Source organism: Veillonella parvula (assembly GCF_002005185.1).
In the GTDB taxonomy this organism is placed as follows: Bacteria; Bacillota; Negativicutes; order Veillonellales; family Veillonellaceae; genus Veillonella; species Veillonella parvula_M.
Genome location: NZ_CP019721.1, coordinates 36,801 through 50,443, shown reverse-complemented (window position 1 = coordinate 50,443; position 13,643 = coordinate 36,801). Strand labels below are relative to the sequence as shown.

At 38.4% G+C, this 13,643-nt stretch carries 12 protein-coding genes; 10 read left to right on the top strand and 2 right to left on the bottom strand.

The genetic code is table 11. The annotated features are described in order from the left end of the window. Nucleotides 1-57 precede the first annotated feature (57 nt). The 9 genes from citD (at nt 58) to B1A77_RS00195 (ending at nt 8,208) form a co-directional block, all read left to right on the top strand. Nucleotides 58-327 carry a citrate lyase acyl carrier protein gene (gene citD / locus B1A77_RS00235; protein WP_004696923.1) on the top strand — a complete coding sequence of 90 codons (270 nt, stop codon included), beginning with the start codon at nt 58-60 and terminating at the stop codon, nt 325-327. Continuing rightward, entirely contained in the window at nt 327-1,292 is a 966-nt protein-coding gene (locus B1A77_RS00230; RefSeq protein ID WP_004695279.1) for an HpcH/HpaI aldolase/citrate lyase family protein, read from the top strand. Before citD ends, B1A77_RS00230 begins: the two co-directional genes overlap by 1 nt. Then, nucleotides 1,282-2,829, top strand: coding sequence for a citrate lyase subunit alpha (gene citF / locus B1A77_RS00225; RefSeq protein ID WP_077707599.1), 1,548 nt, complete (start codon nt 1,282-1,284; stop codon nt 2,827-2,829). The genes B1A77_RS00230 and citF overlap by 11 nt, the downstream gene beginning before the upstream one ends. A 266-nt stretch (nt 2,830-3,095) precedes the next feature. Next, nucleotides 3,096-3,596 carry a hypothetical protein gene (locus B1A77_RS00220; protein WP_077707598.1) on the top strand — a complete coding sequence of 167 codons (501 nt, stop codon included), beginning with the start codon at nt 3,096-3,098 and terminating at the stop codon, nt 3,594-3,596. A gap of 32 nt (nt 3,597-3,628) precedes the next feature. Then, nucleotides 3,629-4,627: a hypothetical protein gene (locus B1A77_RS00215; RefSeq protein WP_077707597.1), complete on the top strand. Its 999-nt coding sequence runs from the start codon at nt 3,629-3,631 to the stop codon at nt 4,625-4,627. Nucleotides 4,628-4,642: 15 nt separating this feature from the next. Next, a complete protein-coding gene (locus B1A77_RS00210; RefSeq protein ID WP_077707596.1) occupies nt 4,643-5,518 on the top strand; it encodes a DUF4261 domain-containing protein in 876 nt (291 codons plus the stop codon). A gap of 28 nt (nt 5,519-5,546) precedes the next feature. Next, entirely contained in the window at nt 5,547-5,903 is a 357-nt protein-coding gene (locus B1A77_RS00205; protein WP_012864713.1) for a cupin domain-containing protein, read from the top strand. A 242-nt stretch (nt 5,904-6,145) separates the two neighbouring features. Then, nucleotides 6,146-7,459 (top strand): MFS transporter, encoded by a 1,314-nt coding sequence (locus B1A77_RS00200; protein ID WP_012864712.1) that lies wholly within the window; start codon nt 6,146-6,148, stop codon nt 7,457-7,459. Between the two features lie 131 nt (nt 7,460-7,590). Beyond that, nucleotides 7,591-8,208 carry an SAP domain-containing protein gene (locus tag B1A77_RS00195; protein ID WP_012864711.1) on the top strand — a complete coding sequence of 206 codons (618 nt, stop codon included), beginning with the start codon at nt 7,591-7,593 and terminating at the stop codon, nt 8,206-8,208. Nucleotides 8,209-8,366: 158 nt separating this feature from the next. Here the strand turns inward: B1A77_RS00195 and B1A77_RS00190 are convergent, their stop codons facing one another. Next, the gene (locus B1A77_RS00190) at nt 8,367-8,786 is read right to left on the bottom strand and encodes a hypothetical protein (RefSeq protein ID WP_012864710.1); all 420 of its coding nucleotides are present in this window, start codon (nt 8,784-8,786) and stop codon (nt 8,367-8,369) included. Next, complete coding sequence (locus B1A77_RS00185) at nt 8,786-9,709, bottom strand: LysR family transcriptional regulator (RefSeq protein ID WP_008602616.1); 924 nt, start codon at nt 9,707-9,709, stop codon at nt 8,786-8,788. Before B1A77_RS00185 ends, B1A77_RS00190 begins: the two co-directional genes overlap by 1 nt. Nucleotides 9,710-10,095: 386 nt before the next feature. Here B1A77_RS00185 and nifJ point away from each other — a divergent pair, with 386 nt between their 5' ends. Further along, complete coding sequence (nifJ, locus tag B1A77_RS00180) at nt 10,096-13,632, top strand: pyruvate:ferredoxin (flavodoxin) oxidoreductase (RefSeq protein ID WP_004696929.1); 3,537 nt, start codon at nt 10,096-10,098, stop codon at nt 13,630-13,632. The last annotated feature ends 11 nt before the right edge of the window (nt 13,633-13,643 follow it).

Below are 13,643 nucleotides of genomic sequence, written 5' to 3'. Positions count from 1 at the left end.
GCGACGAGCCTGTACAGACTTGAACTTTATATATGTTTCACAACGAAAGGATGCAACATGGCACAATTAGTAAAAGCTGCGCAAGCTGGCTTCGACGAAAAAAATGATGCATTAGTAACGGTTGAACCGATTGCTAGCGGTATCGAAATTGAATTAACATCCAAAGTTATCCGCCAATACGGCGACCAAATTAAATCCGTTATCTTGAACACAGTGAAAGAAGCTGGTTATGATGGCGTAAAAGTAATCGTACAAGATAAAAATGCTTGGGATTACACAATTAAAGCTCGCGTATTAGGTGCATTGGAAAGGGGGAGCAAAGCATAATGGCTAACGATAAAACATTCCCAGAAGTTAAAACTAACCCATTAACAGAGGCTGCTAAAAAACGCTTGTCTCGTTCCATGATGTTCGTACCGGGTAATACACCTAAAATGATTAACAGTGCAGATATTCACGGTGCTGACTCCATCATGATCGATATCGAAGATTCCGTGCCAATTACAGAAAAAGACACAGCTCGTCTTTTAACTGCAGAAGCATTGAAATCCCGTAAATTCCGTGCAGAAACAGTTGTTCGTATCAACCATCCTACACAAACTCCTTATGGCTATGACGATCTTGATGTTATCGTTCCAGCTAAACCTGATATGATTCGTTTACCTAAAACTGAAGATGTTTCTGAAGTTGAAATCGTAGCGAAGAAGATTGAAGAAGTGGAAAAAGCTAACGGTTGGCCGGAAGGTACAATCAACATTATCGTGGCTATTGAATCCGTCCGCGGCTTATATAATGTTCGTGAAATCTGCCATGGTCCTCGCGTAGTTGCTATCGCTCTTGGCGCTGAAGACTATCGTGCAGACCTTCGCACAGGTAAACATAAACCAGCTGTTGAATTGTTGTTCGCTCGTCAAACAATCCTTCATGCGGCGCGTGAAGCAGGTATCCGCGTAATCGATACTGTATTCTCCGACGTGAAAGATCCACAAGGCTTCCGCGAAGAAGTTGAATTCATTAAAGCTTTGGGCTATGATGGCAAATCTTGTATCCACCCAAGCCAAATCAAAATTATCCACGAAGTATTCACTCCTGACGAAAAAGAAATCGCTCATTCCGTTAAGGTATTGAACAGCTATGCAGATGCATTGCGCAACAATAAAGGCGTAATCTCCGTAGATGGTAAAATGATCGATGGTCCTATCGTAGTTCGTGCACAACGCGTAGTTGATAAAGCACGTGCAGCAGGCATTAAAGTTGAATTAGAGGAAGGAGCAGAATACGATGTTAAATAAAGTAGGTCGCGATATTCCAACAAATATCCCAGCACTAGAAGGTCGCAAAGTATATCAAGGTGAATTCGCTATTGAACCTAAAGCTCATCGCACAGGTAAACCTGTACATATGAGCCGTGTTGGTACTAATAAAGTACTTGCTTCCATCGATGAAGCAATCGAAAAAGCCGGTGTAAAAGATGGCATGACATTGTCCTTCCATCATCACTTGCGCAATGGCGACTATGTAATGAAAATGGTTATGGAACGCATTCAAGCGAAAGGTATCAAAGATATTACAATTGCGTCTTCTTCCTTGTCTCCATGCCATGAATTCTTGGTAGAAATGATTCAAGACGGTACTGTAACAGCTATCGAAACATCTGGCTTGCGCGATCGTCTTGGTAAATTCTTGACACAAAACCCTGGCGTATTGAAACGCCCTGTAGTGATTCGTTCCCACGGTGGCCGTGCTCGTGCTATCGAATCTGGCGAAGTTCATATTGATGTAGCTTTCATGGGTGCTCCTACAGCTGACCCACGTGGGAATGCAACTGGTCGCATGGGTAAATCCGCATGTGGTGCTCTTGGTTATGCTAAAGTTGACTCTCACTATGCAGATACAACTGTTATTATCACAGATAACTTGGTTGATTATGTACACAACTATGCAATTCCTCAAACTGACGTAGATTATGTTGTTGAGGTTGAAAGCATTGGTGATCCAGAAGGTATCGCTTCTGGTGCGGTAGGTTTCACTAAAAACCCTATTCAAATTAAAATTGCTGAACTAGCTGGTGAATTCCTTGACCAAGCAGGCATCATTAAAGATGGTTTCGTATTCCAATTGGGCGCTGGTGGTGCTCCATTGACTGTAGCGAAATTCATTGCTGAAAAACTTCGCAAACGCGGTGAAGTAGGTGGTTTCGCTATCGGTGGTGCTACTGGCATCTTGACTGGTATGCTTGAAGAAGGCTTGATTCGTGCCATTTACGATACTCAAACATTCGATACTACTGCAGCTGCATCCTTGGATAAAAACCCTGCACATATCGAAATGTCCGCTTCCATGTATGCTAACCCATGGACTGACTGCACTACAAACTACCTAGACGTAGTATTCCTTGGTGCTACTGAAATCGACCTTGATTTCAACGTAAACGTAATGACTGACTCTAACGGTGTATTGATGGGCGCTTCTGGCGGTCACTCCGATACAGCAGCAGGTGCTAAATGTACAGTTATTACTTGTCCATTGATCCGTGGCCGTTTGCCAATGATCCGTGACAAAGTTGCAACTGTAATTACACCAGGCTCCTCCGTTGACGTACTCGTTACTGAATACGGTATTGCAATCAACCCAGCTCGTACTGATTTGATTGAACGCTTCAAAGACAGCAATTTGCCTATCTACACAATTGAAGAATTACAACAATTAGCATTCGACTTAGTAGGTAAACCACAAGATATCCCTGTATCCGACAAAGACGAAGATATCGTGGCAATCGTAGAATACCGCGATGGTTCTATCCTTGACGTGGTTCGTAAACCTCTATAATTGAGTAGGGGTTGGAGTCCGGTAGAGTCCGTTTGGGTTCTGCTGTCAACTCACCATCCCATGCTAATAAGTTAATACAAAGACCCGCTCCATGAGTCCGAGGACCATGGAGCGGGTCTTTGTATTTTTATGAATTGTAGGGCCGTAGGGAGGGGATAATATGAGATTTTTACATATTAAATATGATACTATGGGTGAAAATTTGGGCATTCATAAAGTTATAATATCTATATAAAAGAATGTGATTATATATTAGGGGGATATCTATGTATCAATATAGGGCTAATGTAGAATTTGATATAGATGGATTAAAGGACTTTTATATAGATGACTTAATGGAGCAAGAATTAAATATTTATTTAATGGTTGAATGTTGGATTCGAGATTATATTGATATTAATGATATGTATATTAGAATGGTTGAAGATAGATATGAAATAGTAGAATGGGAATCTTTTATTCCGAGTGATTTATCATATCGTAGTTTATTTGTGGCTAGCAATTATAAACTTGGATATAAAAATCAGTGTATTGATTATTTATATGCAAGATTTAAACAAGTTGTAAAGGGTGAACTCATAAGCAATTCTTTAATAGATAGATTAGAAATTGAACGAGTATATCTTTTACAAAACTCTATGCACATTCTATTAAATTGTAATTTTAAAATTGATTTTGAGAAGTTTATAAAACGATGGATGGTGATTTGTAGTACCGAATATCATCCTGTATACTATAAATTAGAAGGTAATGTATTTATTGTGTGAAGTTTGTATTATTTAATTTGGAGGTTGACATAATGAGGAATGTATGGAGATTACAAACAAGAACAGATAGTAACGATGGTAAAAAAATATCTACTTATTGTAGAGAAAAATCTATTGCAGCTGTTGGGTGGAGTATCAATGATGATCAAATAAAAAAGTATAATGCAGAAGCTTTTGATAAAATTCAATCTATCAGAGCTAGTATTCAATCTAAAGATATTTATTATAAGGTTCTTGAAGAGTATAATTTATTCAATATTAAAGCTGGTAAGAAGATAGTTGCTGTAGAAACTTTAAAACGAGTGAAGCCGGGGGACTATATTTGGATGCGTGATAATGGTATATATTACTTAGGTTATGTTGGAAATAATTTAAGGTATGTATATAATCCTAGTATTGACGCACTAGAACATGATGCAGCAAATCAAATAGAAGATGTCGAGTGGAAACCAATTGGTGATGAGAGTCAAGTTCCAGGTGTTATTGCCACAGCATTTATTCAAGGTAGAACTCTTCAACGTGTAAGAAAAGCTTATATGTATGAGTATGCTTCTTTTATTTATAATGGAAAACCTTTAGTGGTAAATGCTGAGTCTAATGAATCTTTAAAACAATTATTTTTTAATTGCCTATCTCCATCAGATTGTGAGGATTTGGTTTGTTTATATTTATATGATAAGGCAAATTATATTGCAATTCCATCTACAAATAAAATTGCAACTGAGTTATATGAATGTGTATTAGTTAACCCACTTAATGGTAAATTGGCATATCCTCAAGTGAAAAAAGGGGATAAAAAATTGAACCCTAATGATTATATAGAGCTGATTAAAGATAATCCGAATAAAGAGGTATATTTATTTTCATCCGAGGACAAGGTTGTAGGGGAGACTCATATAGATAATATACATATTATTTCTTCCGATGAACTTTATAGTTGGGCAAAAGAAAAAATAGATGAAAATAGCTTTTTAATCCCTGAGGGTATTGTAAAATGGTATAAATTAATACATTCATCAAAAAATAGTTAAAAATTAGGAGAGCGTATGAGCCAAGTATTTCAACAGGATTTGACTGACACTTCAGTTCGTCCCGGTGGTTTATTTTTTATCGAATTATTGATGGCGGAGCATTGTGATATGCCTGACCGCGATACAATGGTAGAGGTACTCACAAAGTATTTAGGACCTGTGGATTGTTTTGATCATCGTCGTGATTCCGCAGGTTTTGCACCTCAGAATTATAAGGTGCATTACGAGGATACTGATGCAGATATTTCACCGACGTTAATGGTGACGGATTGTGAGAAAATCGATAAGCCTGTATTAGATGATTTTGAACGTAGTCAGGTGTGGGATTGTCCCAATGTGGATGAGTTGTTGACAGAGTGTCAATACAGGGTGTTTGCTACGGATATGTTAGCCTCTGGTTTAGAGGCTAAAGAACGGGCCGATATGCTAGTGAAATATGTAGATGCACTGTTGGAGCTATATCCATCTTGTAAAGCTGTTGTATTTGGTCCATCTCGTAAGTTCTTAAGTCGTGAATCGATTGAAAATCATTCAGATAAAGCGGTAACTCGTTTTATTTATTATGCTGTAAATGTACGTTATTTTAGTATTCAAGGTACCAATGATATGATGGTAGATTCTGTGGGTATGAGTACATTATTTTTACCTGATTTACAGTATCACTTTCACGGTGTAGATCCTAATCATGTAGTATTTCATGCTTATAATGTGTTGAATTATATTTTCGAACATGATAATCTAATAGGTGATGGGGGAACCATTGCGGGGTTACAAAATGGCGAGATGAATCAGGATATTCAGTGGAAAGTACAATATGAGGATTCTCTAAGTCACCCGGTTCGAGAGGTTCTAGATATTAATATGCGAGAATATGCATCGGGCACTCGCTAGTTGTTAATCAATGAAAGGTGTGAGCATTATGAGTGATCAACGTGTTTTTGATATGGAACTCGTGAAAGTTGAAAGTTTGGAGAAAGCTGTTAAGACACCATTTTATCAAACTGATTCCACAGGTGGCTCAATATGGGTTATTAAAGCTGGTCAAACCTTACCAAAGCATTACCATCATAACTCTGATGATATATGGGTTATATTGCAAGGCAAGGGGGTATTTTATCCAACGCCGGATACGGAGGTGCCTTTTACAAAGGGGCAAGTTATAGTATCTAAAAAGGGTGAATGTCATGGTGCAAAAAATACTGGAACAGAAGATGTCATCTTTGTGAGTATCGTCGCTCCTGTGCCTGCTGATTATGATCCTGTTAGTACTAATTAATATGAAAGCACTTTATAGTATTTTGTTATCTTATAATAGAGACAGATTTATACTATAAAGTGCTTTTTTATTTTATATAGTCATTTCTAGCGAATATACCTTTTCTATTTTTATATGCTATTATTTTGATTTCACTATTCCTATTTGATATTTCTATATTTTATATAGTTCCATTGACAGAGGACGTTTGTTCTTTTAAGATGGTAAAGTATGTAATATTTTAATAAGCAGAAAGGAATTATATGAACTCATCTACACTAGAGCCTCAAAGTGGGGACATCAATTTCAAAGATTTTACGAAACGTCGTATGCTTCACGTAGTCTTACCATTGTTTATTGTTTCTATTATTGCCTTCTTAGATCGTGTTAATATTGCTTATGCAGGCTTGACTATGAAGGAGAATTTACCGTGGTTGACGCCAGAAGTATTTGGTATGGGGGCAGGCATTTTCTTTATTGGTTATGTTTTGTTTGAAGTGCCTGCATCTTTAATTGCAGCTCGTTGTAATGCTATGCATTGGGTGGCGCGTATCATGTTTAGTTGGGGTCTCGTATGTATTCTTATGACGACGATGACCACTGAGTTGGAATTTTATGTTTATCGATTTTTACTTGGTCTATGTGAGGCTTCTTTATATCCTGTAATTTATTCATTACTTATTCCAAATTGGTTCTTGCCAAAGGAGCGTGCGAAGGCGATCTCTTTGATGTTGACGTCTTTATTGTTCTCTAACATCATTGGTGGGCCATTGGCAGGTATTTTATTGGATACAACGTTCTTTGGTCTACATGGTTGGCGTACACTCTTTATCGTTGAAGCTATTCCTGCTGTGATCTTTGCGTTCATTTTCGCATTCTGGATGAAAGAGCGTCCTGAACATGCATCTTGGGTAACTGATGTAGAAAAGGTATATATTAAAGCCGAGCTTGAAAAAGAAGAGCAACAAAAGCAAGCGGTAAAGAAATATACTACTTGGCAAGCGTTGAAAGACCCAAAAGTATTGCGCCTAGCGTTAATCTATTTCTTGTGGGTTATTGGTTTCTGGGGCTTTAGTTTTTGGATGCCTCAAGTTCTTAAAAGCTTATCTGGATGGCCACCAAGTGTGGTAGCGTGGTCTATTGCTATTCCAATGACAGCAGCCTTACTTGTACAAATATACTGTGGTTACTCTTCTGAAAAGCGCAATGAAAAACGTTGGCACGTTGCTACTACATTGTTCATTGGTACTATTGGTTTCTTAGCAACACCACACAGTCTGTCTCCAGAAGTTAGCTTATTCTTTATATGCTTAACTGCAGTAGGTGTTTACGGTGGTATGGGTGTATGGTGGACCATGCCAACAACCTTCTTATCTGGCGCTGCTGCAGCGGGGGCGATGGGACTCATTAACTCTTCAGGTAACATGGGGGGCTGGGTAGGTCCTTATATGCTTGGATTCATCAATGGTCACACAGGTAGCTTTGCTTATGGCTACTATGTAATGGGGGCTTGTATGTTCCTTGCTGGTCTATTAATTTTGACACTTCCAAAATCTATGGAGCATAAAGAGGATTAAGTAGAGTTATATTATAGATAACTTCATAGGAAAATATTTAACGAATGCTTCAATGGTGTGATTTTGGGTACTATTCAATTTTATGTTACAATTTACAAAATAGTATTATTTAAACTTGAGGAGACAGAATATTGAAAGAGTGTAGACCTAAGTTTGATGAAATTACATCATTTGATGAATTTAAAAAATATTATTGGTATCGTGATGAACTTTCACAAATATGTAAATCATTAGGATTAGAATATAGGGGAATAAAACAAGAACTCAATCATATTATTGAGCAGTACTTTAAAGGCAATTTAATTAAAAAATCATCAATAAAAAATAGAAAAAAACAAGTGGAAAATATTACTTTAGATACACCATTACTTGAATGTAATTTTTCTTTTAATACGAAGTTTAGAGAATATTTTTCTGATTTAATAGGTGTTTCACGATTTAAATTTAATGCTGATATGGCTACTGCTTGGAGAAAAGTAAAAAGTGAAAAAAATATTAGCTTTACCATTGGAGATTTGCTGAAAGTATATTATGGTGAATCAGATTATGCAAAGTATGACAATTCGGCTTGTCAATGGAATCAATTTTTTAAGGATTTTTGTGCAGACGAATGTAGTGGCAATTATTCGAATAAATTAAAAGTAGCATCTATTATTTGGAAAGAAGTTAGAGATTCAAAAAATGAAAAAATCTATTCAAAGGATCTTTTAAGTGAATATGCATATAAATTAGAAGCGTATCGCAAGTAGAAGTAACTTGTCATTGCAGAGACGTATGGGAAAACTAGCAATTAAATTTATAATAGAATAATGATAAAAGCACCTTATATCCTATGAGAAGAGTCATTTGTGATGACTTTTGTAGGTATATAAGGTGCTTTTATTTATTCCTGATTTCTTTATTGATTTTATTTTGTTACATCAGGCACTTTCCCAGGATTCATATCGAGGTTTAGATCTGTGGATTTGAATGGGTGTGGGTTTGCCTCTGGTGGTTGTACTTTGAGTTCTGGATGCAACCATTGTAATTGTTTTAGTTCCCAGTCGTACTTGGCACCGTCATTTTGTAGCTGACGAATATCTTTTAGGATTTCGTCTAGTTGGTCGCTATGTTTATTAGCCATCCCTTCAAGAATGTAAAGACGACCTGCTACACTGTCGATGGTAGAGCCATCGTGGTCTTCATCGACACGCCATTGTAATTCAGAGATTTGTATTTGCTGGAATATGATAACGATAACCAGCACAATGATAACGCCCCACATGGGCGCTTCTTTAGCTTTCAAAAGGGCTCGCAATTTACATGCGAGCCCAGATGGTTTGTTCATTATTGACGATCCTCGAGTTGTAATCCAGGTAATGGTAATTTGGAGTTTACGAAGTCTAACCACAAGCGAGAAGCGTGGGAGAGGTAATGACCCTTTTTCCAAATTACATAAAGGGTATGAATAATTTCAGGTACGAGAGGTCTTACGACAACCTTAGAACCAACCTCCGTATTTTCACCTACCTCAGGGCAGAGGCGAGATGGTAATAATGCAATAGCAAGGTTTGCACTAACTGTTTGTAACATGAGATCACGTTGGCTCGTTTCAAACACGATATGCGGTTGGAAGCCGGTGTGTTTACAAGCTTTGATGATTTCATCATGTAAGTTGAAATCGTCTTTATGCAATACAAAGGATTCATCAGCTAGCATTTCTAAGCGAATTTCTTTTTCTTTTGCCAAAGGGCTAGATTTAGGAATGATAACGGATAGTGGGTCACTTGTAAGGTAGAAAGATTCAAATTCTTTAGGGTTTGGTTTAGTACAGATGATGCCAATATCGATTAAACCTTCCTGAACGCTGATCTCAACCTTTTTAGAACCTTGTTCGTAGAGTTCCAATTCGATTTGTGGATATACTTTTTTAAATTCACCTAATAACTGGGCAAAAATGGGAGCATCAGTAATTGGTGGAATACCAATTCTGATGGAACCTTGTTCCAAACGAAACTCGTTTTCAAAATCAGTTTTTAGATGTTCAAACATAAACACAACGCGTTTAGCGTGGGTTAAGAAGATGGTACCCCCATCAGTAAGTTCTACAGATTTAGCATTACGCATGAAGAGAACAACACCAAGTTCGTCTTCTAAAGCTTTAATTGTACGGCTGATTGCAGATTGGGAGATGTGTAAATTCCTTGCAGCCTTACTAAAGCTTTTTTGATCAGCTACTTCAACGAAGTATTTCAAATGATGAAAATCCATAATTAACCCCCTAAAAATAAAACTTGGTTATAGGACGTGACCTAACTAAATGAGAATAGTTATTACTGTAATGCAATTAGCTATTACTTTATGTAAAGCATGGATAGCAATATTGGCAAAGCGACAGTCACTGTATGTGTTGCGTTGATAGGGCCCAGCACGTTATAATTAGCATATAGGGCTATATCAAGTTATGATATTAGGAATTATGGTTGTGCCCATCACAAAAAAGTATGCTCACACATAATGCCATATTATATATAACATATATATTATTGCATTATTTTTTCATGTGCGCAAGTTTGTAATGGTTGTTATTCCTAAACATAATGATAGATTAAGCAAGTGTTCTATTTTTGCTAAATGCTTAAGGAGGCAATAATCACATGAGTCGTAAATTTAAAACTATGGACGGCAACCAAGCGGCTGCTCACGTTTCTTATGGTTTTACAGAAGTTGCTGCGATTTATCCAATCACTCCATCTTCTCCAATGCCAGAACACATTGATGAATGGGCTGCATCTGGTCGAAAAAACATCTTCGGCAACACTGTTCAAGTTGTAGAAATGCAATCTGAAGCAGGTGCTGCTGCTGCAACCCACGGTTCTTTACAAGCTGGTGCATTAACAACAACTTTCACATCTTCCCAAGGTTTGTTATTGATGCTTCCTAACTTATATAAAGTAGCAGGCGAATTACTTCCAGGTGTATTCCAAGTAGCTGCTCGTGCATTGGCTGCACATGCTTTGGCTATCTTTGGTGACCACCAAGACGTAATGGCTGCTCGTGCAGCTGGCTGTGCTATGTTAGCTGAATCCTCTGTACAAGAAGTAATGGACTTGTCCGCTGTAGCTCACTTGACAGCTATTAAAACTCGCGTACCTTTCATCAACTTCTTTGACGGTTTCCGTACATCCCACGAAATTCAAAAAATTCAAATCTGGGACTATGAAGATTTAAAACCATTGGTTGACATGGATGCTGTTAAAGCTTTCCGTAAAAATGCTTTAAATCCAGATGCTCCTGTAACTCGTGGTACTGCAGAAAACCCTGACGTTTACTTCCAACATCGTGAAGCATCCAACAAATTCTACTTGAACGTTCCTGACGTTGTAGAACACTACATGAACGAAGTTAACAAATTGGCAGGTACTAACTACCAATTGTTCAACTATCATGGTGCTCCTGATGCTACTGATGTTGTTGTAACTATGGGTTCTTCCGCTCAAGTTGTAGAATCCACTGTGGATTACCTCAACAAATTGGGTCGCAAAGTTGGTTTTATCAACGTTCATTTGTTCCGCCCATTCGCAACAGATCGTTTGTTGAAAGCTCTTCCTAAAACTGTAGAACGCATTGCAGTTCTTGACCGTACTAAAGAACCAGGTGCTTTGGCTGAACCATTGTTCTTAGACGTACAAGCAGCTGTAGTTGACGGTGGCCGTAATGTAAAAGTTATCGCTGGTCGTTATGGTTTGAGCTCCAAAGACGTTATCCCTGCAGACATCGTTGCTGTATTCGATAATTTAGCTGCTGAAAATGGTAAGAAATTCTTCACATTGGGTATCAATGATGATGTTACATTCTTGTCCTTAGATCGTGCTGAAGGCGTAGAAGTTGAAACTCCTGGTTTGACTGAATGTAAATTCTGGGGCTTCGGTTCTGACGGTACTGTAGGTGCGAATAAATCCGCTATCAAAATCATCGGTGACCACACTGATATGTATGCTCAAGCATACTTTGACTACGACTCCAAAAAATCTGGTGGCGTAACAATGTCTCACCTTCGTTTTGGTAAAAATCCAATCAACTTGCCTTACTTGATTACTGAACCTCAATTCGTAGCATGTCACCGTCAATCTTATGTACATGAATACGACTTGATTCGCGGCATCAAAAAAGGCGGTACATTCTTATTGAACTGTACTTGGTCTCCTGAAGAATTGGATGAACATTTACCTGCTAAATTACGTCGTCAAATCGCAGAAAAAGAATTGAACTTCTACATCATCAATGCTGCGAAAATCGCTTCCGAAATCGGTTTGGGCGGTCGTATCAACATGGTAACGCAAGCTGCATTCTTCAAATTGACTGAAATCATCCCTGTAGATGATGCTGTTAAATACCTTAAAGAATCCGTAGTAACTTCTTACGGTAAAAAAGGTCAAAATATCGTTGACATGAACAATGCTGCTATCGATCAAGGTGTTAACGCTTTGGTAAAAGTAGATGTTCCTGCTAGCTGGAAAGATGCAGTAGATGATGGCAATCATGCAGTTAAACCTGGTTGCGAATCTTGCCCATCCTTCGTTCAAAATATTGCACAACCAATCAATGCACAAGCTGGTTATGATCTTCCTGTATCCAAATTCTCTGGCTATGAAGATGGTACATTACCTGCTGGTACTGCTAAATTCGAAAAACGCGGTCCTGCATTGTTCGTTCCAAAATGGTTGCCTGAAAACTGTATTCAATGTAACCAATGTTCCTTCGTATGTCCACATGCTACAATTCGTCCAATTTTGGCAACTGAAGCAGAAGTGGCTGCAGCTCCAGAACATTTCGATACAATCCCTGCATTGGGTGCTAAAGATCTTCAATTCCGTATCGCTGTATCCCCATTAGATTGCTTGGGTTGCGGTAACTGTGTTGATATCTGTCCAGCTCCTAAAGGCAAAGCTATTGTAATGACATCCATCGATACTGAAATCGAACAAGCTGAAGCTTGGAACTATGGTGTTAACCTTCCTGTAAAAGAAAATCCTATGAAGAAGGAAACTGTTAAAGGTTCCCAATTTGAACAACCATTGTTCGAATTCTCCGGTGCTTGCGCAGGTTGTGGTGAAACTCCTTATGCTAAATTGTTAACTCAATTGTTCGGTGACCGTATGATGATTGCCAATGCAACTGGTTGTTCCTCCATCTGGGGTGCTTCCATGCCTGCATCTCCATACACAACTAACCAACAAGGTCATGGTCCTTCTTGGGCAAACTCCTTGTTCGAAGATAATGCTGAGTATGGTTATGGTATGTACATCGGCGTTAAGAAAATCCGTCAACAATTAGTAGAATTGGCTGCTAAAGCAGTTGAAACTGCTACTGGCGAATTGAAAGATGCTTTAGAACAATGGATTGAATTTGCTAACCTTGGTGCAGCTACTCGTCAACGTTCCGAACGTTTAGTAGCAGCTATCGAAGCTGAAGGCGCTACAACTCCTGAATTGAAAGAAATTCTTGAGAAAAAACAATTCTTGATCAAACGTTCTCACTGGATCTTCGGTGGTGACGGCTGGGCATACGACATCGGCTTCGGCGGTGTTGACCATGTATTAGCTTCTGGCGAAGACGTAAACATCTTCGTATTCGATACTGAAGTATACTCCAACACTGGTGGTCAAGCATCTAAATCCACTAACGTAGCAGCAGTTGCTCAATTCGCAGCTTCTGGTAAACGTACTAAGAAGAAAGACCTTGGCATGATGGCTATGTCTTATGGTTATGTATACGTAGCACAAGTAGCTATGGGGGCAGACAAAAACCAATTGATGAAAGCTGTTACAGAAGCTGAAGCATATCCAGGTCCATCCTTGATTATCGCTTACAGCCCATGTATCAACCATGGTATCAAAGCTGGTATGGGTAAAGCTCAAGAAGAACAACGTAAAGCAGTTGCAGCTGGTTACTGGGATCTTTACAGATACAACCCTCAACTTAAAGAAGAAGGTAAAAATCCATTCTCCTTGGATTCCAAAGAACCAACTGAAAGCTTCCAAGACTTCCTTAAAGGTGAAGTACGTTACGCTTCCTTGGCTAAAGCAGCTCCAGACGTTGCAGAAGAATTATTCGCTAAAACTGAAAAAGACGCTAAAGAACGTCGCTTAAGCTATGTTCGCTTGCAAAAAGGTTTTGAAGACGTAAAATAATTCGTTATTTA